This window comes from Pseudomonas sp. Mb7, from assembly GCF_054790525.1.
The window spans coordinates 6,220,641-6,244,570 of sequence record NZ_CP186501.1 but is presented as its reverse complement, the minus strand read 5'-3'; the positions used below and the strand labels follow the sequence as shown (position 1 = coordinate 6,244,570).

The following is a 23,930-nucleotide window of genomic DNA, read 5'->3' as shown; positions in this document are numbered from 1 at the left end:
GGCCTCATCGGTTCGTTGTCTGGCGCAGCAGCATGGTGCCACCGCGCTGAGTAAATTCAAGTTTGTTCAGGGCGCTCATTCCAAGCAGCACCTGATCGCCATGCAGCCCCGGCGCCACCAGTGCGCGGACGTCGCGCAGCACGATGTCACCCAGTTGCAGGCGGTCGATTTTGGTTCGATAGCCCTGGCTCAGGCCATTGGCCGTGCTCAGGGTCACACCGAAACCTTCTTCCAGCTTCAAACGCTTGGCCAGATCCGCCGGGATCGCCACATCGGTTGCGCCGGTGTCGAGCATGAACTCGACCGGTTCGCCGTTGATCTGACCGCTGGCGACAAAATGCCCTTGGGCATTGCCGGCCAGCTTCACCTCGATAAACCCTTCGCCCTGCTCCGAACTGACCACGACATTCGGATTCTGCTGGCGTTGCTCCCACTGGCCAAAAAACCGCGTCGCCAGAAACAGCGCCGCGCACCATGCCAGAATCATCAGCACCCGACCGGCACGTTTGCCCGGAGGTTGCTGGCTCAAGGCTTGGCGCTCCAGCCACCGTCAGGCGCGGCGAAGCGCCAGACGATCGGCCGAACCTCACCGTCGGCGCGCGGGCCGAAATTATTGTCGACGCCGACCCACGCACCATCAGCGTCAACGATCAGCGCCTCTTCCAGACCGAAGTTCTGCGAATAACGGCGGTTGGCCTGCAACAATTCAGCGGCGTACGACCAGCACCGCTCGACCTTGGCGGTCTGCGCATCGCGCCGACAAATCTGAAAGGCGTTGCGGTCAAGGGTAAACAATTTGCCGTTAAACAATGAAAGGTCGGAAAAGTCCCGGTCGACCGCTCTGGCCTTCGGGAACTGCGGCGGTTGCATTTCCTTGCCGCCCTCGCTGAGCAGCACGCAACGACCGTCGCAATCCCACACCGTTTGCTGGCGCTTGATCAGCAGCAAGCCACGGCTTTGCCGTTCGGCAGCCAGCCACATCTGATCACCCGCCGGATTGATCGCCAAGCCCTCGAAGATCGCATTGAAATGCAGGAGCATGCCGCTGGCCCGCGCTTCGCGAACCATCATCGGCGAGATCTTCAGCCAACTGACCGGGCCGCTGACGGGCACCTGCAAGACTGCCGCATGCCCCTCGCTGACAATGTAGCGAATGCCGGCACTGTCGCAGCTGATGCCTTCGAAATCCAGGTCGCCCCCGCGCACGAACGATGCGGCCCAATTGCGCGAGCGCAGCCCCCAAGGCAGGCCGGTCTCCGGCACCAGGGGCACTTCGATGTGCAAGGCTTCGGCCTGCCAGACCTGATCGGCGGTATTGAGCCGGTAAATCTGATCGTCATCGCGGTCCGACACCGTCCACAACTCGCTGCCACACATGGCCAGCCCCGACAGGTTACCGCCGCGCATGCCGTCGACCGGGTGTTCGGAGAGCACGCGCAACTCCTGCACCGGCTCGGCCGACACGCCCATCGCACTCAGCAGCAACGCACCCGCCAAGGCCCAGCCAAACCGCATCAGGCCAGCACCTCGGCGAGGTTGCCTTTGGATTCGAGCCAGGTCTTGCGGTCACCGGCGCGTTTCTTCGCCAGCAGCATGTCCATCATTTCCGAGGTTTCAGCGAAGTCTTCACCCAGTGTCAGTTGCACCAGGCGCCGAGTGTTCGGGTCCATGGTGGTCTCACGCAACTGCGGCGGGTTCATTTCACCCAGACCTTTGAATCGGGTGACCTGGGGTTTGCCGCGTTTCTTCTCGGCGACCAGACGGTCGAGAATGCCGTCGCGCTCAGCTTCGTCGAGGGCGTAGTAGATTTCTTTGCCCAGGTCGATGCGGTACAGCGGCGGCATCGCCACGTAGACGTGACCGGCATCCACCAGCGGGCGGAAATGCTGGACGAACAAGGCGCAGAGCAGCGTGGCAATGTGCAGACCGTCGGAGTCGGCGTCGGCGAGGATGCAGATCTTGCCGTAACGCAGCTGGCTCATGTCCGCCGCGCCCGGATCGACACCGATGGCCACGGCGATGTTGTGCACTTCCTGGCTGGCCAGCACTTCGCTGCCGTCGACTTCCCAGGTGTTGAGGATCTTGCCGCGCAACGGCAGGATCGCCTGGAATTCCTTGTCCCGCGCTTGCTTGGCGGAACCACCAGCGGAATCACCTTCGACCAGGAACAGCTCGGAACGCATCGGGTCCTGCCCGGCGCAGTCAGCCAGTTTGCCCGGCAACGCTGGCCCCTGAGTGACGCGTTTACGCTCGACTTTCTTGCTTGCCTTAAGACGACGACCGGCGTTGTTGATCGCCAGTTCCGCCAGGGCCAGACCGGTTTCCGGGTTGGCGTTGAGCCACAGGCTGAACGCATCCTTGACCACACCAGAGACAAACGCCGCCGCTTCACGCGATGACAGACGCTCTTTGGTCTGGCCGGAGAATTGCGGTTCCTGCATTTTCATCGACAGGACGAACGCGATGCGCTCCCAGACGTCTTCCGGCGCCAGCTTCACGCCGCGCGGCAGCAGGCTGCGGAATTCGCAGAACTCGCGCATCGCATCGAGCAGGCCCTGACGCAGACCGTTGACGTGAGTACCGCCCTGCGCCGTCGGGATCAGGTTGACGTAGCTTTCCTGCACCGCGTCGCCACCTTCCGGCAGCCACAGCAGGGCCCAGTCGACGGCTTCTTTATTACCGGCGAAAGCGCCGCAGAACGGCTCGTCCGGCAGGCGTTCGAATTCGCTGACCGCGTCGACCAGATAGGAACGCAGACCGTCTTCGTAATGCCACTCGACTTTCTCGCCAGTGCCTTTGTCTTCAAAGCTGACCAGCAGCCCCGGGCACAGCACAGCCTTGGCCTTGAGCACGTGCTTGAGGCGGCTGATGGAGAATTTCGGTGAATCGAAATACTTCGGATCCGGCGCGAAGTACACGCTGGTGCCGGTGTTGCGCTTGCCGACGGTGCCGACGATTTCCAGTTCCGAGGCTTTGAAGCCGTCGTTGAAGGTCATCTGGTATTCGTTGCCGTCACGTTTTACGCGCACACGGACTTCGGTCGACAAGGCGTTGACCACGGAAATACCCACGCCGTGCAGACCGCCGGAGAACTGGTAGTTCTTGTTGGAAAACTTGCCGCCCGCGTGGAGTTTGGTGAGGATCAACTCGACACCCGACACGCCCTCTTCCGGGTGAATGTCGACCGGCATGCCACGGCCGTCGTCACTGACTTCCAGCGAATGGTCGGCGTGCAGGATGACCTGCACCGATTTGGCATGACCCGCCAGAGCTTCGTCGACACTGTTGTCGATCACTTCCTGGGCAAGGTGGTTCGGCCGACTGGTGTCGGTGTACATGCCGGGGCGTTTGCGCACCGGGTCGAGGCCCGAGAGGACTTCGATGGCGTCGGCGTTATAAGAGCTAGCGCTGGGAGTGGCCATAGGGTCTCGTCGTCAATGTTCGGTGAAAAAAGAATTCATGAGGCCACAGCTCACAATGCGGAGAAATCGATGGCCTGATACAAATCGGCGCCAATGCCGGCAAAACTCAGCAACGCCGGTAATTGCCCGGCGAAACCCTGAAAACTGTGGTCGCCGCCGGCCTGAATACGCAAGGCGCAGGCGCGGTAATACTGCTGGGCGAGGCGATAGTCCAGTGTTTCATCGCCGGTCTGCAACCACACCTGATAACGCTGCGCATCCTGCGGTGCCGGCACTTCCAGTTCGGCCAGGGCTGTGACGTGGTCGTGGGTCAATTCCCAGGTTTCATCGGTATACAGGTTTTTCTGCGGGCCCAGATAGCCGTCGAACATCCGGTGCGGGCTGACCGCAGGGTTGACCAGCAGGGCTTTCAGGCCATGGCGCTCGGCCAAGTGAGTCGCATAGTAGCCGCCGAGTGAGCTTCCCACCAGCAGCGGGCTGCCCAGTTCGGCAATCGCTTGTTCCAACTGACCGATGGCTTCACGCGGGTGGTGATGTAGGGCCGGGACACGCAGTTTGTCGCTCAAACCCAGTTGCTCCATCACCGTTACCAGCTGACAGGCCTTTTTCGAGGCTGGGGCGCTGTTGAAACCGTGGATATAGAGGATCGAACCGGACATTTGAGCTCCCTGGGTGTCGGTTTGGGTTTGCGGAGTTTACAGGGAGAGAAGAGCGGATTGGGGGTGGTTTCGAGAAATTGGTCATTCAGCAGGAGCTGCCCTCACCCTAGCCCTCTCCCAAAGGGAGAGGGGACTGATTGGGGGATATTCAAGTGCTACACCGACTTGAGCGAGCTCCAGCGAATCCATAATCGACACATTCTTTCAGGTCGATGGATGACGCCAGACACCTCGGTCGGCTCCCTCTCCCTCCGGGAGAGGGCTGGGGTGAGGGTTTTGATTTGTCGCTCAATAGCCGTTGGAGCCGTAATCGACAGTGAAGGCGAAACCGGTGACACGTTCAACCCCGGTTTCCAACCGCCCATCCGGCAACAACCGCAACCAGCGATACCCCGGCGCCTGCTCACCCACCTTAAAGTCCACACTCCCCGGCTCAAACTGAATGCACGTCGAAGGCGAAGCCATCAACCGCACGCCATTGCGCTCACGGTCAATCTCCTGATGCACATGCCCCCACAGCACCGCACGAACCTGCGGAAAACGATCCAGCACTTCGAAAAATGCCTCGGGATTGCGCAAACCGATCGGCTCCATCCACGCACAACCAATCGACACCGGATGATGATGGAAGCACACCAGATGATGGCGCTCCGGCGCTTCGCTCAGCGAGCGGGCCAGCAGTTGCAGTTGATCGTCCTGCAGATACCCCGGCACCGAACCCGGCACCGCCGAATCGAGCAGCGTCACGCGCCAGTTACCGATATCGACTACCGATTCCAGCAACGCGCTCTGCACCGCCGCCTCGGCCATGATCATCGGTTCGTCGTGATTGCCGGGGATCCACCGCGCCGGGGCAGCGATCTGCGCGCTCATCTGGCGAAACTGCTGATACGACGCCAGCGTGCCGTCCTGGGAGATATCGCCGGTGGCCAGAATCAGGTCGATCTGCGGCTGCTGCCCCAGCACCAGCTCGATGACCTTTTGCAGGCTCTCGCGGGTGTTCATGCCCAGCAGTGTGCCGTTCGCTTCAGCAAACAAATGGCTGTCGGACAACTGCACCAGCAACGCCGGATCGGCGGGGGTCAACGTGGATACGCTCGGCAAGGCGTTCTCCCAAGGCAAAAGCACGGAATCGATCAAGTGCCGCAATTATGCTGGGGGATCACTGAAAGGGGAAACCGCCGAACCGGACGCAGTTCACAACTAGCGTACGACTTCGTACTCGTGCCCCAACGCCAGGCAATGACTCAGCCATTCCCCCAGGAACAGATTGAGCTGAGCCTTTTCATCCGGCTGATGCATCGCGGCGTTCGGGTAAGGATAGATGCCGCGAAAGCGTCGTGCATGTTCGGCGCTGACTACCTCAGCCATGCGCGCGTCGTGATAGACCTGCACTTCCAGTTGCGGCACCGGCAGCCAGGGCAGGCTGTGTTCCTGGCGCACCTGCAAAGTGGTGGTGTACGGACAGGTTTGCAGCACTTCGAGGGCCAGCACGCCAAGCATCTGCTCACCCTGAGTCACGGCGATGCGCCGCGCCTCGGGTTCGTTGCGCATGTCCGGCAGCAGTCGCATCAGGCGCGCGTAGTTGGCCTCGCAGGCGGCTTGCAGCCCCACGAGGTCGACTCGATAGCGATCGCGCAATTTGTTTACGACCATAACCCCCTCACTTCGGCGCGGTTCAGCGCCAGCCACTGCAAAGCGATGATGCTCGCCGCATTGGCAATGCGTCCGTCACGGACGGCCTGCAAGGCATCTTCAAAGGCCCAGACCGTGACGCGGATATCTTCTGCCTCTTCTTCCAGGCCATGCAGGCCGCCAACGCCGTCAGTGCTGCAACGCCCCAGATACAAATGCACGAACTCGTTGCTGCCGCCCGGCGACGGGAAATATTTGGTCATCGGCCACAAGGCCCTGATGTCCAGCCCAGCTTCCTCCTGCGCCTCGCGGTGAGCAACTTCTTCCGGTTGTTCATCCTTGTCGATCAGACCGGCGACCAGTTCGACCAGCCACGGATTGTCGGTCTTGCCCATGGCACCGACGCGAAACTGCTCGATCAACACCACTTCGTCGCGCTGTGGATCGTAGGGCAGCATGCACACGGCATCGTGACGCACAAACACTTCACGGTTGATCTCACGGCTCATGCCACCGGCGAACAATTCATGGCGCAGATGCAAACGGTCGAGTTTGTAAAAACCCTCGTAGCAGCGCTCGCGTCGCACGACGTCGACGGTGGTCGGAATGGCGTTGGCAAAATCAGTCATGAGCATCCTCTTTACTGCAGATCCATTACGAGTTGCCGCTTGTTACTGGCAACCTCGACTTCGCGCCATCCTAACGCGCCCGAACGGTTTGATGCAGCCCCTTTACCGTCAGCGGGATGGACGGTGGAGGCGAAACCCACTCTAATTAGCTTAGTGGCGAACTGACTGCTTCTGCGAGAGTCGAAGCGGATATCTTTTTGCCTTCCCCTGCTTTCGAAAGGACGCCCATGTCGCTTTTCAAAATTGCCTCCGTGGCCGCCATCGCCCTGACTCTGGGCGCGTGCGCCAGCCTGTTCCAGCCCAATTACCGTACGCCGCTGGAAACCACCCGCGATGCTTCGGAACAACTGAAACCGGGCTGTTCCAACCCGGATTGCCCGCTGGTGAACATCGACACCCTGCGCTTCCCGGCCGAACCTGCGCTGGACGGCATTATCGAAAAACGCCTGCTGCAAATGACCCGCACCGAGAAAAACGCCCCGGTGGCGCCAACCCTGGCGGTCTACCGCGATCAGTTTCTGGCCAATGCCGGGCCGCGCAACAGCAGCTACCTGCAAGCGAAAGTACGCGAGCAGCATGACGGCTTGGTGATCATCGAGGTGTCGAGCTACCTCGACACTGGCGGTGCGCATGGCACACCGGGTCGGGGTTTCATCAACTATTCGCGTCAGCAGCACAAGGTGCTGAACCTGTCCGACATGTTGATGCCGGGTCAGGAAGAGGCATTCTGGAAAGCGGCGCAAGTCGCGCACAACAGCTGGTTGATCAGCACCAAGCTCGATCAGGAGCCGGAGTTCGTGGCGAACTGGCCGTTCGTGAAAACCCCGAACGTGGCGCTGACCTATGGTGGCGTGATCCTCAAATACGACGTGACCACCATCGCGCCTTACGCACTGGGCCACGTCGAACTGAAGATTCCTTACCCGCGTCTGAACGGCATTCTCAAGCCCGAGCTGTTTCCCGGCCGTAACTGAAGGCCCGGCCCAGCACGAGTTGCAACAGCCCTGCCAGCACCAGCGCCGGCAGGGTTGCGCCGACATCCGGATACAGATTCGCCAGCAAGTGGTAGGTGCTCACGCCACCCAGCCACGCCAACAACGCCGGCCAGCGCAACGCGGCTGACGCGACCTGAGCACTGCGCTTGCGCAGGATGAAGTGATCCACCAGCACCACGCCGAACAGCGGCGCAAACACCGAACCGATCAGTAGCAGGAAGTTCTGGTATTGCGCCAACGGCGCCAGCAATGCGATCAGCGTGCAGATCACGCCGATGGCCAAGGCCAGATGTTCGACTTTCAGGCGCAACAGAATCCCGCTCGATACCGCAGCAGAGTGAATGTCGGCAAAGGCGTTTTCCGACTCATCGAGCAGAATCAGCAGCAGCGGAATGCCCAGACCGGCGCCAGCAAGAGCCAGCAACAGCGCGTTGACTTCACCGCTTGGCGCAAAGGCCAGGGTGTAGGCGACGCCAAGGCTCATCAGCCAGAAGTTACCGATGAAGAAACCGACCGCAGTGCCACCGAACACATTCTTCGCGCGCTTGCCGAAACGCGAGTAATCGGCGATCAGCGGCAGCCACGACAGCGGCATCGCGATAGCAATGTCGAAGCCCACGGCGAATGGCATCGAACCGTCACCGGCACGCGACCAGAGATCGGCCAGATCGGCTTTGGCGAACAGGTTCCAGGTCAGCCAGAGGCACGCGGCGAGCAGCAGCCAGATGCCCCACTTACGCAGGATCTGCCGTACGAAAGTCAGCGGGCCGCTGACCGCGAGCAACGTCGCCAACGCACCGAAAAACAGTGTCCACAACAGCGGGTTCGACCACAACGAACCTTCGCTGAACGCGCGGGTGCCGAGCAGACTGGCGGCGTCGCGCATGACGATGATTTCGAACGAGCCCCAACCGATCAGTTGCAACAAATTCAGCAGCGCCGGCAGGCTCGCGCCCTTGCTGCCGAGGCTGAGTTTCAGCGCGGCCATCGACGACAGGCCGGTGTCGCTGCCGATCACGCCGACGGCGGCCAGCAACAGTACGCCGACCAACGTGCCGAGGAAAATCGCCAGCAACGAACCGGACAGACCCAGACCTGGCGCGAGCAATGCGCCGGTCTGCAAAACCATCAGGCCGATGCCGAGGGAGAACCACAGGGAAAACAGATCGCGACCGCCGAATACACGCTTGTCGGCGGGTACGGCGAGGCCGGGAGAATAGGTGCTGGGTTGAATGCTCAAGGGTGTTATCTCAGAGGGACATTTTTGTTGTGTTGTGATCGTTCCCACGCTCTGCGTGGGAATGCCTCTAAGGACGCGGAGCGTGGGAACGATCAGTACGGGGTCAAACCTTTTTGTACAGCTGACTGCCTTCCTTCTTGAACCGCTCGGCCTGTTCCGCCAAGCCTTGGGCGATGTCCACGTCGACCGCGTCGATCCGCTGGTTGGCCGCGTATTCGCGGACTTCCTGAGTGATCTTCATCGAGCAGAATTTCGGCCCGCACATCGAACAGAAATGCGCGACCTTGGCCGAATCCTTCGGCAGGGTTTCATCGTGATACGAACGCGCGGTGTCCGGATCCAGACCGAGGTTGAACTGGTCTTCCCAACGGAATTCGAAACGCGCCTTGCTCAAGGCGTTGTCGCGAATCTGTGCACCCGGGTGTCCTTTGGCCAAGTCCGCTGCGTGGGCGGCGATCTTGTAGGTGATGATCCCGGTCTTCACGTCATCCTTGTTCGGCAAGCCCAAGTGTTCCTTAGGCGTCACGTAGCAGAGCATGGCGCAACCGAACCAGCCGATCATTGCCGCACCGATACCCGAGGTGATGTGGTCGTAGCCCGGCGCAATATCGGTGGTCAGTGGGCCGAGGGTGTAGAACGGCGCCTCGTCGCAGCACTCCAACTGCTTGTCCATGTTCTCTTTGATCAACTGCATCGGCACGTGGCCCGGGCCTTCGATCATGGTTTGCACGTCGTGCTTCCAGGCGATCTTGGTCAGTTCGCCAAGGGTTTCCAGTTCGCCGAATTGCGCGGCATCGTTGGCGTCGGCAATCGAACCCGGACGCAAGCCATCGCCCAGCGAGAAGCTGACGTCATAGGCTTTCATGATTTCGCAGATTTCTTCGAAATGCGTGTAGGCGAAGTTTTCCTTGTGATGCGCCAGGCACCACTTGGCCATGATCGAACCACCACGGGAAACGATACCGGTCACGCGTTTGGCGGTCAGCGGCACGTAGCGCAGCAACACACCGGCGTGAATGGTGAAGTAGTCGACGCCCTGCTCGGCCTGCTCGATCAGCGTGTCGCGGAACAGCTCCCAGGTCAGGTCTTCGGCCGCGCCACCGACTTTTTCCAGCGCCTGATAGATCGGCACCGTGCCGATCGGCACCGGCGAGTTGCGGATGATCCACTCGCGGGTTTCGTGAATGTGTTTGCCGGTGGACAAGTCCATGATGTTGTCCGCGCCCCAGCGAATACCCCAGGTCAGTTTCGCCACTTCTTCTTCGATGGACGAACCCAAGGCACTGTTGCCGATGTTGCCGTTGATCTTCACTAGGAAGTTACGGCCGATGATCATCGGTTCCAGTTCGGTGTGGTTGATGTTGGCCGGAATGATTGCGCGGCCACGGGCGATCTCTTCACGGACAAATTCCGGGGTGATGATTTTCGGCACGCTGGCGCCGAAGCTGTGACCCGGGTGTTGCTGATCCAGCAGGCCGGCGGCGCGGGCCACTTCAAGTTTCATGTTTTCGCGGATGGCGACGAATTCCATCTCGGGCGTGATGATGCCCTGACGCGCGTAGTGCATTTGCGTGACGTTGGCCCCGGCCTTGGCGCGGCGCGGGTTGTTGACGTGGGCAAAGCGCAGCTTGGTCAATTCAGGATCGGCGAGGCGCTCGCGACCGAAGTTGGAACTCAGGCCGGCCAGACGCTCAGTGTCGCCACGGTCGTCGATCCACGCCGAACGCACATCGGCCAGGCCTTTGCGGACGTCGATCACCACGTTCGGATCGGTGTAGGGCCCCGAGGTATCGTAAACGGTAACCGGCGCGTTGATTTCGCCGCCGAAGTCGGTCGGGGTCACATCGAGGGTGATTTCGCGCATCGGCACGAGGATGTCCGGGCGCGAGCCCTGAACGTAGACTTTTTGCGAACGGGTGAACGGCTTGACCGATTGCTCGTCGACCTTGGCCGAGTCACTCAGGTTGATCGCGTTTTTTGATTTTGTAGTCGTCATCACGGGCTCTCCAGACAGCATCCAGGCAGTGGATTGTCGGAGCAGAACCTGAAAGGCACGGACGCACCAGGACCGGTGCTGTGCATCGTCGTCGAGCGTTCGATTGTCGAACAATTTCCCGGACGAAGCACAAGAGGACTCGCCGGGTGACGAGAAATCTTGTTCCCTACGCAGGCGCTAACCTGATCAGGTTCAACGGGATCCGAAATTATTCGATCTCAGCCTCATAGCAAGGCACCCCGACAAGAACCCGGCCAGTCTAGACACAACCGGCAAAGAACGCCAACACCGCAGCAAACACCATGATGAATGGCATAAATACAGGGGCTTGGCCGATTGTTGTGAGGCAAATGCGCAACTACACTCGCTTTGCCCCGCCACGCCTTGACGCTGTGGGGCCTGCGCCTTACCTTTGGCGCCCGGATTACTTCCATAATATTAATGCTAGGGATCGCCTCATGCTGCGCAAACTCTCACTGGCTCTTGCCGTGTCTTGTGCGTCCAACGCAATGGCCTGGGCAGCAGAAGCGCCCTTGTCGACCAAAACCGATCTGGTCAGCGTCTATCAGGAGGCGGTCGACAACAACGCCGATCTGGCCGCCGCCCGCGCGCAGTACGGCGCACAGAAAGAAGTGGTGCCACAGGCCCGCGCCGGTCTGCTGCCAAACCTGTCGGGCGGTGCCGAAGTGGCCAATGTGCGGACCTCAATCGATCAGCCCTCGGCCACTGCCAACCGCAGCGCTCACTCCTACCAAGCGACTCTGGCCCAGCCGTTGTTCCGCGCTGATCGCTGGTTCCAGTACCAAGCGGCCAAGGACGTCAACGAACAAGCCGCACTGCAACTCTCGGCGACCGAACAGAACCTGATCCTGCAATCGGCCGAAAGCTATTTCAACGTGCTGCGCAGCCAGGACAACCTCGCCTCGACCAAGGCTGAAGAAGCCGCGTTCAAGCGCCAGCTCGACCAGTCCAACGAACGCTTCGATGTCGGCCTGTCGGATAAGACCGACGTGCTGCAATCGCAAGCCAGCTACGACACCGCACGGGCCAACCGCATCGTTGCCCAGCGTCAGGTCGATGATGCCTTCGAAGCGCTGATCACCCTGACCAACCGCCAGTACAACTCGATTCAGGGCATCGTCCACACGTTGCCGATCCTGCCGCCGGCGCCGAACGACGCCAAGGCGTGGGTCGATACTGCGGCGAAACAGAACCTCAATCTGCTGGCGAGCAACTTCGCCGTCAGCTCCGCCGAGCAGACCCTCAAGCAGCGCAAGGCCGGCCACTTGCCGACCCTCGATGCCGTGGCCAAATACGAAAAGGGTGACAACGACGCCCTCGGCTTTTCCAACCCGAACGCTTTCGGTGTGCCGTATCGCGACAACGTCGAACAGAGCACGGTCGGCCTGCAATTGAACATCCCGATCTACAGCGGCGGACTGACCAGCTCGCAAGTGCGCCAGTCGTATGAGCAACTGAATCAGAGCGAACAACAGCGCGAATCCCTGCGCCGGCAAATCGTCGAGAACACCCGCAACCTGCATCGCGCGGTGAACACCGACGTCGAGCAAGTGCAGGCGCGTCGCCAGTCGATCATCTCCAACCAGAGCGCAGTGGAAGCCACGGAAATCGGTTATCAGGTCGGTACGCGCAACATCGTCGACGTGCTCGATGCGCAGCGCCAGCTGTACACCTCGGTGCGCAACTACAACAACACGCGTTATGACTACATCCTCGACAACCTGCGCTTGAAGCAGGCGGCGGGAACGTTGAATCCGGGGGATCTGGAAGATCTGCGGCGTTATCTGAAAGCCGACTACAACCCGGATAAGGATTTCCTCCCACCGGATCTGGCCAAGGCGGCCGAAGCACAGCTGAAGGCCCGGCCTTAAGCCTTAAAAACAAAAGATCGCAGCCTTCGGCAGCTCCTACAGGAAACGTATTCCAATGTAGGAGCAGCCGAAGGCTGCGATCTTTTTTGCTTTACTTGATCAGTCGGCCCAAACCATCCAGCAAACGCTGCAATGCGCCTTGATTACGGCGCATCACCGCCAGCCCGGCGTCGGCCATACGCTGCGCATCTCGCGGCAGCTCAAACAGGCGCTGCACTTCCACCGCCAGCCCTTCGGCATCATCGACCTCGGCCAACGCTCCGGCTTCGCGCAATTGCGCGGCGATGTCGAGGAAGTTGAACAGGTGCGGGCCGCTGATCACCGGTTTGGCCAAGGCTGCCGGCTCCAGCAGATTGTGCCCACCATTGGCCACCAGGCTGCCACCGACAAACGCGCTGTCCGCCAAGGCATAGAGAAACAGCAACTCGCCCATGGTGTCGCCGAGCAGCACGCTCGTCTGCGCATCGACATTTGAGCCGGTCGAACGCCGCACCGTGGTAAAGCCTTCGCGCTGGCACAGTTCGAACACCGAGTTGAAACGTTCCGGGTGACGCGGCACCAGAATCAGCAACGCATCCGGGTGATTGGTCAGCAAGCGGCGATGGGCGTCGAGGATCACTTCGTCCTCGCCTTCATGGGTGCTGGCGGCAATCCACACCGGACGCTCCAGCGCCTGCCACTGGCCACGCAAGTCAGCTGCACGTTGCAGCAGTTGCGGATCGATGGTCAGGTCGAACTTGATCGAGCCGGTGACCTCAACGGTTTCCGGGCGCGCACCGAGATCGCGGAAGCGCTGGGCTTCGGCTTCGGTCTGCACGGCGAACAAACTCATTTCGGCGAGCATCGGCGCGGTCAGTTTGCCGAAGCGGCCATACCCTTTGGCGGAACGCTCGGACAAGCGTCCATTGGCCAATGCCACCGCAATTCCGCGCTTGGCGCACTGATGAATGTGATTGGGCCACAGCTCGGTTTCCATGATCACCGCGAGCTTGGGCTGAACGCGATCAAGAAAGCGCGCCGCCGCACACGGCAAGTCGTACGGCAGATAACAATGCTGGATGCGCGGCTCATTGGCGAACAGCGCCTGAATCCGCTCCGAACCGGTCGGGGTCATGCAGGTCACGGTGATCGGCAGTTGTGGATAACGTTGTAGCAAGGCGCGGATCATCGGCGCCGCAGCAATGCTTTCGCCCACCGACACCGCGTGCACCCAGATGCCGCCGGGTTGCAGCGTCGGCATGCCGTAGGAGAAACGTTCGCCAATCCGCCTGGCATACGCCGGCGCCTTGCGCGCACGCAGCCATAGCCGAATCGCCACCAATGGCAGCCCCAGGTAAAACAGCGCGGTGTAGAGAGTTCTATTCATGGCGGCGGAGTTTATCGACTTTTGTCGCCGATCGCCCGCAAGTGCACGGCAAAACGTTCGGCCAGCCAGCGCGCGGCCGGGCCGAGCGGTTCGTCGCGGCGCCAGACCAGTTCCACCACCAGTGCCGGCGGGGTCCATTCGCTGTCGAGTTCGACCATCAAGCCCTGATACGCGGAGTACTGCACCACATGCCGGGGCAACCAGGCCCAGCCGAGGTCGCGCACCAGCCATTCGGACATCACGTAAAAACTGTCGGCGCGCCATACCTGCGGGCTGGCCGGCTCGTTGCCGGGATAGACACTGGTTTGCGTCGACATCAACAATTGCCGGTGCTGCGCCAGTTGCTGGCAGGTCACGTAAGACTGCTTCGCCAGCGGATGATTGATGCCGCAGACCGTGACCATTTCCACACTGCCCAGTACGCGGCGTTCCAGTGCTTCGGGGATTTCATCGTGATAGAACAACAGGCCGAGGTCGGCACGACGCTCGACCAGCTTACGCGCGACTTCGCCTTGCGCGGCGCTGGTCAATTGCACTTCCAGGCTAGGGAACTGCTCGGCCAGTTCACCGAAACTTTCCACCAGCGCCTGATAGGGCATCGCCTCATCCTGCGCCACGCGCAGTTGTGCTTCCTGGCCGCGCAGCATCGCCATCGCCCGACCGTTTAGGCGCTCGCATTGACGCAGGACTTCACGTGCCTCTTCCAACAGCGCTTCGCCCGCCTCGGTGAGCGTTGGCTGACGGCCGCTGCTACGCTCGAACAGGCTGACGCCCAAGTCATCTTCGAGCATGGCAATCGCGCTGCTGATCGCCGACTGCGCTTTACGCTGCTGGCGCGCCACGGCGGAAAACGAGCGGTGTTCGGCGACGTCGACAAACACCCGCAGTTGATCCAGATTCCACTGCATGCTGATTCACCAACCCATCTCTGTAACAGATAGGTAATGACTTTACCCCATCTGGCGAATCACTAGAATGCCGCCTCAGCAAGCAACGTTTCACATTGAGGATTTGAACCATGAACGCCTACGCCTACCTGGCCATTGCCATCTGCGCCGAAGTGATCGCCACCGTGTCGATGAAAGCGGTCAAAGGTTTCAGCACGCCACTGCCATTGGTGCTGGTCATCGTCGGCTACGCGATCGCGTTCTGGATGCTGACGCTGGTGGTGCGTACCGTTCCGGTTGGCGTGGCCTACGCGGTCTGGGCCGGCATGGGCATTGTGATGGTCAGCGTGGCGGCGCTGTTCATCTACGGGCAAAAACTGGATATCCCGGCGATGCTCGGGATGGCGTTGATCGTGCTGGGCGTCGTCGTGATTCAGCTGTTCTCCAAGACTGCCGGCCATTAACTGCCAGACACAATCCCCTGTGGGAGCGAGCCTGCTCGCGAAAGCGGTGTATCAGGCAACACATATGTCGACTGGCATTCCCTCTTCGCGAGCAGGCTCGCTCCCACATTGGCCCCTATGTTCAACCTGTTGATCATCGACAAATCCGCCCCTTTCCCGAGTCTGTATACTGCGCCCTCGTCTTGAACACTGAGGTCGCTGCATGCCATCCGTTATTTCCACCGACGTTCTGATTGTCGGCGCTGGTGTCGCCGGCCTCTGGCTGAATGCGCGTCTGCGCCGCCAGGGTTTTTCGACCGTGCTGGTGGAAAGTGCCAGCCTCGGCGGCGGGCAGAGTGTGAAGTCCCAAGGCATCATCCACGGCGGCGCCAAGTACGCGTTGCACGGCGCGCTGACTGGCGCCTCGGAAGCCATCGCCGACATGCCACGCCGCTGGCGTGAAGCGCTGGCCGGCAGTGGCGAGCTGGATCTGTCCGGCGTGCGCCTGCTGTCCGAGGCCCATTACCTGTGGTCGCCGGGTACTCTGGCGGGCAACCTCACCAGTTTCTTCGCCAGTAAGGCCGTGCGCGGCCGGGTCGACCAGGTCAAGGGCGAGCAACTGCCGCCGGCCCTGCAAGACAAACGCTTCAAGGGCAAGGTCTATCGCCTTGCCGAGCTGGTAGTCGACGTGCCGAGCCTGATCCAGCGCCTGGCCGATCTGGCCGGCGATGGCCTGCTCGCCGGACAAACCATCGAGCCACTGCTGGAAGCGGGCGTGCTGGTTGGTTTGCGAGTCGACGGTCGCGAGATTCGCGCGCAGCGTATTGTCCTCAGTGCCGGTGCCGGTACTGCCCAACTGCTCGAAGACCTCGGTTTGAACCAGCCGGCCATGCAACGCCGCCCGCTGCACATGATCATCGCCAAAGGCCCAGGTCTGAAGCCGCTGTACGCCCACTGCCTGGGCGGCGGCACCAAACCGCGCATCACTGTGACCACACATCCGGCCGCTGACGGCCAGTGGGTCTGGTATATGGGCGGCGACATCGCCGAAAGCGAAGGTGTGAACCGCGAGCCGGCCGAGCAGATTGCCACCGCGCAGAAAGAGATCGCCCAGTTGTTGCCGTGGATCGACCTCAGCACTACGCAATGGGCGACCCTGCGGGTTGACCGTGCCGAGCCACTGCAAACCGGGCTGACGCGCCCGGACAACGCCTTCCTTGCCGAGCAAGGCAGCTTGCTGGTCGGCTGGCCGACCAAACTGGCGCTGGCGCCGGACTTCGCTGACCGGGTCATCGCCGCCCTGGAGCGCGACGGCATCCAGCCACAAGCCACCGAACCATTGCCCGCGCTGCCAAAACCACCGCTGGGCGTTCCAGCCTGGGAGCAACTGCTGCCATGACCACTGCCAACCTGCACGACCTTCATCGACCGTTGGGCAGCACCGGCCTGATGGTTTCGCCACTGGGCCTGGGTACGGTCAAACTTGGCCGCGACCAAGGGGTGAAATATCCCAACGGTTTTCAGATCCCCGGCGACGACGAAGCGCGCATGCTGCTGCGTCAGGCCCGCGATCTGGGCATCAACCTGATCGACACCGCTCCGGCTTATGGACGCAGCGAAGAACGCCTTGGCCCGCTGCTACGCGGCCAGCGGCAAGACTGGGTGATCGTCAGCAAGGTCGGCGAAGAGTTTGCCGATGGCCTCTCGCAACACGATTTCAGCGCAGCACACACACGGATGTCGGTGGAGCGCAGCCTGCAACGTCTTGAAACCGATTTTATCGACCTGGTGCTGGTGCATTCCGACGGCAACGACATGGCGATCCTCGAGCACGAAGAGGTTTACGCGACACTCGCGGCGCTCAAGGCCGAAGGCAAGATTCGCGGCTTCGGCTTCTCCGGAAAAACCGTCGAAGGTGGCTTGAAAGCACTGGAGCAAGGCGACTGCGCGATGGTCACCTACAATCTGAACGAACAAAACGAGAAAGCTGTCATTGACTATGCTGCTGCCCACGGCAAAGCCATTCTGGTGAAAAAAGCCTTGGCCAGCGGTCACGTCTGTTTGAGTCCGGGCGTGGATCCGGTGCGCGCCAGCTTCGAATTGCTGTTCGCGCAACCTGGCGTGGCCAGTGCTATTGTCGGGACGATCAATCCGCTGCACCTCGCCCACAACGTTGCGACCGTTGCCCAGGTCCTACGTGGTCACTGACGCCGCTTCGCGGCCTTAAGCAGGAGCCGATATGCCGCGCACGCTCATCAGAAAGAACCCGAGCAACTTCAAGACCCTGCCGTTGTACGTCGAAGCCACCCCCGAAGGTCTGACCTACCAGAGCGTCGGCATGCCGCTGAACTTTGCGCAGACCTTGCAGCGGCGCAAACCGGTGAGCGTGGCTGACACCGAGCGCTTCTCGCTGGAACTGGCCAACCTCGGGGTCTCGGTGCGCCTGACCCTGCATTGGCAGAATCGCGATTACTGGGTGCTGGTGCGCCAACGCCGTCAGGATCGTGGCGACGTCGTGCTCAAATTGATTTCCGGTTACGTGCCGGCGCATGAACTGAATATTCCGCTACACACGGCCATTCAGGAAATTGCCGAAGAGTGCTTGCTGGAAACACCGGAAGGCTGGCTCGGCGGACGTTTCAACGACACCTGGCTGCCGGCGCCCTACTCCGCTGCACTGCATTATCGCGAAGCGCTGCCGTTTCGCCTGACCCCGTTGTCCGGCTCAGCGCGACCGATACGTAGCGCCAATCTGCAATTGCTCGAACGCCCACGGGCCTACGTGCATCTGCCGACCGCATCGCTGCAATTGATCTACGACTTGCGTCTGGATGTGCCCAAGGAAGCCAAGTCCCTGAGCCTGTTCCACGTCGACGAACGCCTGGAGGGTGATCAACTGGTGGCCCGACTCGACCGCAAACGGCCCGACCTGTACTTGATGCCACTCAAGGACGGCGCGCCACTGGCAGAGTTGTACACGCTCAAGCGCGACAAACTGGTACCGGCCAGCACCCGGGGTCTTTATCTGGCCGAGAGCTTTGCCACACAATCCGGCTGGGTTGTGCGCGAAGAGAGGATTCGCTGGAAGGACTGGTTGGTGCAGCAGGGCCTGCAACCGGCGAAGGCCCCGCGTCAGGGACTCAAGCAACTGAGTATCAAGGCGCTGCGACTGGTCGGTCTGGGCAAGAAAACCGGTAAATAACGGTTTAGCGGCGACGGTCCCACCAGGTACGCAACCCGGCGAAGAAATGAAAGTAGCGGTTTTCGCGCTTGCCCATGCCACGCTTGGGCGAGAACGATTCCTCGGCAAATGCACCGGTAATGCGTACCCGCGATGCCTGCGTCGGCAGCGTGCAGATTTTGGCATCGACCTGCTGCAGGGCATATTTAAGCAAGCGTTCGGAATGCAGCTTTCGGCCTGTTGCCTTGCAGAAGTCGAAAATACACTCGATGCGCTTGCCGTACGCGACATAAGTATCGCGCCCGCACACCGCAAAGCGATCGTTCAACCCGCCCCACCACTGCCAGTCGGGAATATAAGCGTTGTGCTTGCGAGCCTCGGGGTGAGCGAAGACATAGGCAGGCAATGCGCTGTGAAAGAAATTGTCCGGGCGCACGAACACAACGAAATCCGGATTGAACGGCTCGATCATGCTGGTCACGGTTCGCAATGAGTTGAGCTGAAAGATCAAATTGCGCAATGACGCAAAGTCATCTGCCCAGGTATCGCCCTGTGCTTTGACCTGTTCGAAATCCCAGCGCTCCAGCACGCCCTCGGTCGAGGTGAGTGTGCCGGTCATCGATTCGAATGGTTGGTAGTTGTCCGCCTTCAGTTCGCCTTTCTCACCGGATCGCGTGTTTTGCACCTCATCGATCTTGTACAGATGGTAGAAGCACTTTACATCGCTGCCCGCAGGCAACTGCGCCAGCACATTCTGCTCGATGGAGGGGAAACAGATCGGCGAATTTCTCGGGATCCCGAAAAAAGCCACGGCAATTTTCAACACTCAACAGCACCTTTTGAAAGTAGTTCGGGCCTGCTGGCAACCGGACAGACGATGTCGCTTACTTCTGCCGAAACAGCTTTTGCCACCAGCGACGAGGTAGCAGGGGCACCACAATGATGTCCGACTTTTGCAGCCAGTCACGCTCATAGTCCCAGGCATGGCCGCCCCACAGTTTTCCTGCTTCGTTGGAAAACCCCAGGGTCATGAGCTGATAGTTATAACCGACATGAGCGCGCAACCAGTCGAACACCACCAGCGTGTTGAAACCGGTAGAAGGCCCAACGTAGCGCTTGCCACCCGGGCGATCGACCGGGTAGTTCCACAGTGGCGGCAGTGGAATGCGATCCCAATACATGGCCACGCGTGGCAGTGGACACATTGGTGCGGCGCAGCCCACCAGCATGCTGAAACAACGTTCGCTCGCCTGTTCGAACATCTGCTGTACCGGCGGCGCGTAAGGCAGACCAAAAAAATACGCGTCCGGCGCGTTGTAGCCATGCACAAAGACATTGACGCTCTGCTTGTTGAGCAGCGCCGCTTTGATGCAGGTATTGAAGCTGACGACGACGTCATCGGCGCCAATGTTCAACGCCTGAAAGTCCGCCGCAGTGATGGCCGGGTTGTTGGCAATCAGCACCACCCGAGGCGCACGGCTCAGACAGTCGAGAAGTTCTGTCGGTAACGCCCCCAGTACGGACTGATCACCACCGGGCAGCGCATCCAGCGCCATGTGCTCGCCGAGTTGCGACGATAGATGATCCTTCATTCAGACTGGCACCTTCATCCCGTAACGCAGCTTCACCCAGAATCGCGTGAACGCCGAGGGCGGCTGCCATGGGCGCATCTCACGCTGGATTTCCGTAGCCAGTGCCTGACCGACACGGGCAAAGGAATAACGGCTTTGCGCGAACTCCTGGCCATTGCGGGCGATGCGCTCTGCCAGTTCAGGGTCGCTCTGCAGCAGCTGGATCTTTTCCACCGCTTCATCTTCGCTGCGGTAGAACACGGTGTTGTGCATGTCTTCAAAGCCGAGCAGACGGTCTTCTTCGCCCTGACTCCAGGCCAGCAGCACACAACCGCAGGCCATGGCCTCATAGTTCTTGATCATGAACTCGTTCATGCCGATGTCGGCGCTGACGAAAATCCTGATGCGATTGAGCATCTGCAGGTATTCCGCACCCGACTTGGTACGGGTCACCAGCATCCCGGTTCGCTGCGAGAGCGACTCGAGCATGGCTTTGCGCTCGGCATATTCGGTGCTTTTCAAGCTGCCAAGAAAACCGATGGGAATGTCCCGCTCGACGCCGGTATTGTGCAGCATCTGCTCGTCATAACCTTTGGAGACAAACACCGTGTCGATGCCTTCAGCGAGCATCTTGCGCGCGACCACGGCACCGGACACCAGCGCCCGGCAACTCGGCAGGCGACGGTAGAGCCGTGAATACACGCCGCGGTATTTACTCGCTGGCATGTAGTTCTGGTAGGCGTCGTGTTCAAGGAAGACCAGCCCGGGGATGCATTTGAGCACCTGCAGTTGCGTTGCCAGGCGTTTGACCCGGGAGAAAATCACCACGCGATCGAAAGTCTGGTAATCGACCGAGGCCAGAAACGACCCCAGATTCAACTGCTGTTTTTTGCTCAAACGATAGATGAAACACTCATCACAGTTCTGCTGCACGATGTCGTAGAGCCGGTCGAGAATGACCCGCTGCTCGTCCATCACCAGGAGCATGACTTTCATAGGTTAATTGACCACGCGACGTAGGCAGGCAAGCGCATCGGATTCAAAGCTGCCTACATCAACGGAAACGGTAAAATCCCCAAGGCAAAATCCGTTCACACGCAGTACACAACGGTAAAAATTCATCTGATCAACGACTGCGGATCTTCTCGACAATCGCAGTTGTCGAGCTGTTTTCCACCAGTCCCAGCACCTTTACGGTACCGCCATAAGCAGTGACGATATCAGCGCCGACTACCTGATCGATGCCGTAATCGCCGCCCTTGACCAGCACGTCCGGTTTGACCTCGCGCAGCAGGTTCTCCGGGGTGCCTTCAGGGAAACTGATCACCCAGTCCACAGCGCCGAGGCCGGCGAGAACCGCCATGCGTCGGTCAACACTGTTGATCGGGCGGCCCGGGCCTTTGAGACGGCTGACCGAAGCATCATCGTTGACCGCGACAATCAGCCGGTCGCCCTGTGCCCGCGCCTGCTCCAGGTAGGTCACATGGCCGGCATGGAGGATGTCGAAGCAGCCGTTGGTGAAGACGATCTTCTCGTTGTGCGCACGGGCATCGGCCACGGCGAGCAGCAACTGCTCCAGACCCAGGACACCCCGTTCAGAACCCTCCTCGCGCTGAATGGCGCGACGCAGTTCCGGGGCGCTGATGGCGGCCGTACCGAGTTTGCCGACCACGATGCCGGCGGCCAGGTTGGCCAGCGCAACGGCGTGGGGCAGGTCTTCACCGGCGGCAATCGCTGCCGCCAGGGTGGAGATCACCGTGTCACCGGCACCGGTGACATCGAACACTTCACGGGCACGGGCCGGCAGGTGCAGCGCTGGCTGATCCGGACGCAACAGGGTCATGCCGTGTTCGCCGCGTGTCACCAACAGCGCACCGAGTTCGAGGTCGTGCATCAGGGCGGCGCCCTTGCTCACCAGCTCATGCTCATCGACGCAACCGCCGACGATGGCTTCGAATTCGCTGAGATTGGGGGTGATCAGGCTGGCGCCGCGATAAATCGAGAAGTCCTTGCCCTTTGGATCGGCCAGCACCGGAATGTTCTTCGCGCGGGCGGCCTGGATCAGCGCCTGATGGTTTTTCAGGGCGCCTTTGCCGTAATCGGAGAGTACCAGCACCTTGATGCCTTCGAGCAGGTCGTCGACCTGCGAACCAAGGGCCAGAGCGTCGGTGGCGAACGGTTCTTCAAAGTCGATACGCAGCAGTTGCTGGTGCCGGCTCATGACCCGCAGCTTGACGATGGTTGGCTGGTGCGCGATGCGCTGGAACAGAGCGCGTACGCCCGCGCCTTTGAGACTGTTGCTCAGGCTGTCGGCGGCTTCGTCATCGCCGGTCACACCAACCAGCGACGCCGGCGCACCCAGCGCGGCAATGTTCAAGGCAACGTTCGCGGCACCGCCCGGACGGTCTTCGATCTGCTCGACCTTAACGACCGGCACCGGCGCCTCAGGGGAAATCCGTGAGGTTCCGCCATGCCAGTAACGGTCGAGCATGACATCGCCGACTACCAAGACCGGGGCTTGATCGAAACGCGGCATGGACAACTTCATGGAGCAACCCACATACAAAATGAACAGGGGCGCGATATTAACACAGGGTAAAGCGCCGTCCGCCTCAATCTGAAAGGTCGCGCACCCAGAACAGCTCGTGACGCCGGACCGCCTTGCGGAAAAACTCGTTACTGCCCGTTTCAGGCCAGCGACGGCCGGCCAGAGCCTGCTGGATCCTGCGGCGCAATTGCCGTTTGAACGCCTGTCCGCCCTGCAGATCGTGCTCCATGGCCAGCGCCATGGCTTTGTCCAGTTGCACGTCGGCCGACAGCAGCGGACTCCACAGGCGATCAGCCGGTAGCGGCTCGATGGCGGGAGGCAGCGGAACACCCGCACCGGCAGGCCCCATGGGCCAGCGATCATTGTCGTGCAGGTGATTGGCGTACAGCAGCAGGGTCGCCGGTTTCCAGCTACTGCGTTCGATAGCCTCAAGCAACGCTTGGGTCGACGCTATATGATCACTGTGGGGATCGAGTTCAGGATGCGGTGTAACGACCACTTCCGGGCGATAGTGCTCAAGCAGGGCCGTCAGATCACCCAGCAGGTTTTGCCAGGTCGGCTGCCCGTCAACGTCGGCGGGCAGGGTCAACGGGTTATGCTGGCGCACACTGCGAATATCGTTTTCCTGCGATTCCCGGGAGCCGAACGCCTGGGTCGGCGCTTCGACCATCGACGGCAGTTGCAGGCAGTAATAGCCCAATTGCACACAACGCTCGGCAGGCACGCCCCCCCACAGCGGAATCACCAGGCTGTCCCAACTGCGCAAGCGGCCCTTCAATCGAGCGGCTGCGGCTTGATCAAGGCCCAGCCGCTGAAAGTCTTCAGCCTCGATCTCACCCTGGGTCAGGGTGACGATGCTGACGTCTTCGCATCGACTGTACAGACCGAAGGCGGCGAGCTCTGCATCATCGGCATGGGGCGCGATGACCATGACCCGCTGGCGGCTGTAGTCCGGATTGGCCATGACCCACAACACGCCCGTCGCAGCAGGTACGCAATATCGGCCACGCAGCGTCAGAGTCCCTTGCGCCAGCGCATCGACCTGCCCCGACAGATTAAGGAAACGCCGCCCTCTGACGCCCCGCTCCAGATCCTGACGATCATCGCCCACCTCAACATAGGGATCGAGCCAGCGCCCCAGCCAGGAGGACTTCACTTCGAGTTCGAGTACCAATGTCTCGCCCTGCGCCAGCGGTTCGCTCAGGCCTACCACGCCGCCCTCAAGACTCACGGCCTGCCGCGCGGTTTGCGGCGGAAAGACGTATTGATAGTCGTCGGTAGGCCGGTAGAACAAATGGTCGGCAAACCAGGCCTCGTGAACGACCCAGGCCAGCACCAGCAACAGCGGCACCAGCCACCACGCGATCAGCACGCCGATCAGCAACAGCGCCAGCACAAAGGCGATCAGGAACAGACGCTTGTTGCGCCGATGGGCCTTGAGAAGCTGTTGCTTGCGAGCGCTCATG

22 protein-coding genes and 1 riboswitch are annotated in these 23,930 nt (G+C 60.8%); of the genes, 6 read left to right on the top strand and 16 right to left on the bottom strand.

Annotated elements, in window-relative coordinates; translation table 11 throughout:
- Positions 1-4: 4 nt before the first annotated feature.
- The 7 genes from ACOYXH_RS28250 to ACOYXH_RS28220 all read right to left on the bottom strand — a co-directional run bounded on the left by ACOYXH_RS28250 (position 5) and on the right by ACOYXH_RS28220 (position 6,345).
- Positions 5-529 carry a retropepsin-like aspartic protease family protein gene (locus tag ACOYXH_RS28250; protein ID WP_007915776.1) on the bottom strand — a complete coding sequence of 175 codons (525 nt, stop codon included), beginning with the start codon at positions 527-529 and terminating at the stop codon, positions 5-7.
- Positions 526-1,515, bottom strand: a complete 990-nt coding sequence (locus ACOYXH_RS28245) for an esterase-like activity of phytase family protein (protein ID WP_460410128.1) — start codon at positions 1,513-1,515, stop codon at positions 526-528. The genes ACOYXH_RS28250 and ACOYXH_RS28245 overlap by 4 nt, the downstream gene beginning before the upstream one ends.
- Positions 1,515-3,422 carry a DNA topoisomerase IV subunit B gene (parE, locus tag ACOYXH_RS28240; RefSeq protein ID WP_095047278.1) on the bottom strand — a complete coding sequence of 636 codons (1,908 nt, stop codon included), beginning with the start codon at positions 3,420-3,422 and terminating at the stop codon, positions 1,515-1,517. The genes ACOYXH_RS28245 and parE overlap by 1 nt, the downstream gene beginning before the upstream one ends.
- Positions 3,423-3,472: 50 nt before the next feature.
- Entirely contained in the window at positions 3,473-4,081 is a 609-nt protein-coding gene (locus tag ACOYXH_RS28235) for a YqiA/YcfP family alpha/beta fold hydrolase (RefSeq protein ID WP_095047277.1), read from the bottom strand.
- A gap of 288 nt (positions 4,082-4,369) precedes the next feature.
- Positions 4,370-5,185 carry a 3',5'-cyclic-AMP phosphodiesterase gene (gene cpdA, locus ACOYXH_RS28230; RefSeq protein WP_460410127.1) on the bottom strand — a complete coding sequence of 272 codons (816 nt, stop codon included), beginning with the start codon at positions 5,183-5,185 and terminating at the stop codon, positions 4,370-4,372.
- Between the two features lie 99 nt (positions 5,186-5,284).
- Entirely contained in the window at positions 5,285-5,737 is a 453-nt protein-coding gene (locus tag ACOYXH_RS28225; RefSeq protein ID WP_016985685.1) for a DUF1249 domain-containing protein, read from the bottom strand.
- Positions 5,728-6,345, bottom strand: a complete 618-nt coding sequence (locus tag ACOYXH_RS28220) for an NUDIX domain-containing protein (protein WP_460410126.1) — start codon at positions 6,343-6,345, stop codon at positions 5,728-5,730. Before ACOYXH_RS28220 ends, ACOYXH_RS28225 begins: the two co-directional genes overlap by 10 nt.
- A gap of 227 nt (positions 6,346-6,572) precedes the next feature.
- Here ACOYXH_RS28220 and ACOYXH_RS28215 point away from each other — a divergent pair, with 227 nt between their 5' ends.
- Positions 6,573-7,319 carry an RsiV family protein gene (locus ACOYXH_RS28215; RefSeq protein WP_095047275.1) on the top strand — a complete coding sequence of 249 codons (747 nt, stop codon included), beginning with the start codon at positions 6,573-6,575 and terminating at the stop codon, positions 7,317-7,319.
- Here ACOYXH_RS28215 and cytX read toward each other — a convergent pair.
- Together cytX and thiC are read right to left on the bottom strand one after the other, a co-directional pair.
- A complete protein-coding gene (gene cytX, locus ACOYXH_RS28210) occupies positions 7,288-8,580 on the bottom strand; it encodes a putative hydroxymethylpyrimidine transporter CytX (protein WP_460410125.1) in 1,293 nt (430 codons plus the stop codon). The two genes, ACOYXH_RS28215 and cytX, sit on opposite strands and share 32 nt — an antisense overlap.
- Positions 8,581-8,683: 103 nt before the next feature.
- Positions 8,684-10,576, bottom strand: a complete 1,893-nt coding sequence (thiC, locus tag ACOYXH_RS28205; protein ID WP_095047273.1) for a phosphomethylpyrimidine synthase ThiC — start codon at positions 10,574-10,576, stop codon at positions 8,684-8,686.
- A 146-nt stretch (positions 10,577-10,722) separates the two neighbouring features.
- Positions 10,723-10,828, bottom strand: a riboswitch (TPP riboswitch).
- Between the two features lie 206 nt (positions 10,829-11,034).
- Here thiC and ACOYXH_RS28200 point away from each other — a divergent pair.
- The gene (locus tag ACOYXH_RS28200) at positions 11,035-12,468 is read left to right on the top strand and encodes a TolC family outer membrane protein (protein ID WP_093430148.1); all 1,434 of its coding nucleotides are present in this window, start codon (positions 11,035-11,037) and stop codon (positions 12,466-12,468) included.
- Positions 12,469-12,559: 91 nt separating this feature from the next.
- On the opposite strand, the gene waaA is transcribed toward ACOYXH_RS28200, so the two are convergent.
- Both waaA and ACOYXH_RS28190 read right to left on the bottom strand, forming a co-directional pair.
- Entirely contained in the window at positions 12,560-13,834 is a 1,275-nt protein-coding gene (gene waaA, locus ACOYXH_RS28195) for a lipid IV(A) 3-deoxy-D-manno-octulosonic acid transferase (protein WP_095126150.1), read from the bottom strand.
- Positions 13,835-13,845: 11 nt separating this feature from the next.
- Positions 13,846-14,742 carry a LysR family transcriptional regulator gene (locus ACOYXH_RS28190; RefSeq protein ID WP_093430146.1) on the bottom strand — a complete coding sequence of 299 codons (897 nt, stop codon included), beginning with the start codon at positions 14,740-14,742 and terminating at the stop codon, positions 13,846-13,848.
- 110 nt (positions 14,743-14,852) lie between these two features.
- Between ACOYXH_RS28190 and ACOYXH_RS28185 the strand changes: the two genes are divergently transcribed.
- The 4 genes from ACOYXH_RS28185 (at position 14,853) to ACOYXH_RS28170 (ending at position 18,366) form a co-directional block, all read left to right on the top strand.
- Positions 14,853-15,185, top strand: coding sequence for a DMT family transporter (locus tag ACOYXH_RS28185; RefSeq protein WP_016985677.1), 333 nt, complete (start codon positions 14,853-14,855; stop codon positions 15,183-15,185).
- A gap of 202 nt (positions 15,186-15,387) precedes the next feature.
- Positions 15,388-16,563, top strand: a complete 1,176-nt coding sequence (locus ACOYXH_RS28180; protein ID WP_095047271.1) for an NAD(P)/FAD-dependent oxidoreductase — start codon at positions 15,388-15,390, stop codon at positions 16,561-16,563.
- Positions 16,560-17,372: an aldo/keto reductase gene (locus tag ACOYXH_RS28175; RefSeq protein WP_460410124.1), complete on the top strand. Its 813-nt coding sequence runs from the start codon at positions 16,560-16,562 to the stop codon at positions 17,370-17,372. The genes ACOYXH_RS28180 and ACOYXH_RS28175 overlap by 4 nt, the downstream gene beginning before the upstream one ends.
- A 31-nt stretch (positions 17,373-17,403) precedes the next feature.
- The gene (locus ACOYXH_RS28170) at positions 17,404-18,366 is read left to right on the top strand and encodes a metal ABC transporter ATPase (RefSeq protein WP_095047269.1); all 963 of its coding nucleotides are present in this window, start codon (positions 17,404-17,406) and stop codon (positions 18,364-18,366) included.
- 4 nt (positions 18,367-18,370) lie between these two features.
- Here ACOYXH_RS28170 and ACOYXH_RS28165 read toward each other — a convergent pair whose 3' ends face one another.
- The 5 genes from ACOYXH_RS28165 to ACOYXH_RS28145 form a co-directional block, all read right to left on the bottom strand.
- Entirely contained in the window at positions 18,371-19,171 is an 801-nt protein-coding gene (locus ACOYXH_RS28165; protein WP_460410123.1) for a hypothetical protein, read from the bottom strand.
- Positions 19,172-19,229: 58 nt separating this feature from the next.
- On the bottom strand, positions 19,230-19,937 hold the full coding sequence (locus ACOYXH_RS28160; protein ID WP_258709148.1) for a hypothetical protein: 708 nt from the start codon (positions 19,935-19,937) through the stop codon (positions 19,230-19,232).
- Entirely contained in the window at positions 19,938-20,912 is a 975-nt protein-coding gene (locus ACOYXH_RS28155) for a glycosyltransferase family protein (RefSeq protein ID WP_220557456.1), read from the bottom strand. It abuts the gene before it with no gap.
- Between the two features lie 130 nt (positions 20,913-21,042).
- Positions 21,043-22,464 (bottom strand): bifunctional D-glycero-beta-D-manno-heptose-7-phosphate kinase/D-glycero-beta-D-manno-heptose 1-phosphate adenylyltransferase HldE, encoded by a 1,422-nt coding sequence (gene hldE / locus ACOYXH_RS28150; protein ID WP_093430139.1) that lies wholly within the window; start codon positions 22,462-22,464, stop codon positions 21,043-21,045.
- 64 nt (positions 22,465-22,528) lie between these two features.
- Positions 22,529-23,929, bottom strand: a complete 1,401-nt coding sequence (locus tag ACOYXH_RS28145) for a PIG-L deacetylase family protein (protein ID WP_220557452.1) — start codon at positions 23,927-23,929, stop codon at positions 22,529-22,531.
- Between the last annotated feature and the right edge of the window lies 1 nt (position 23,930).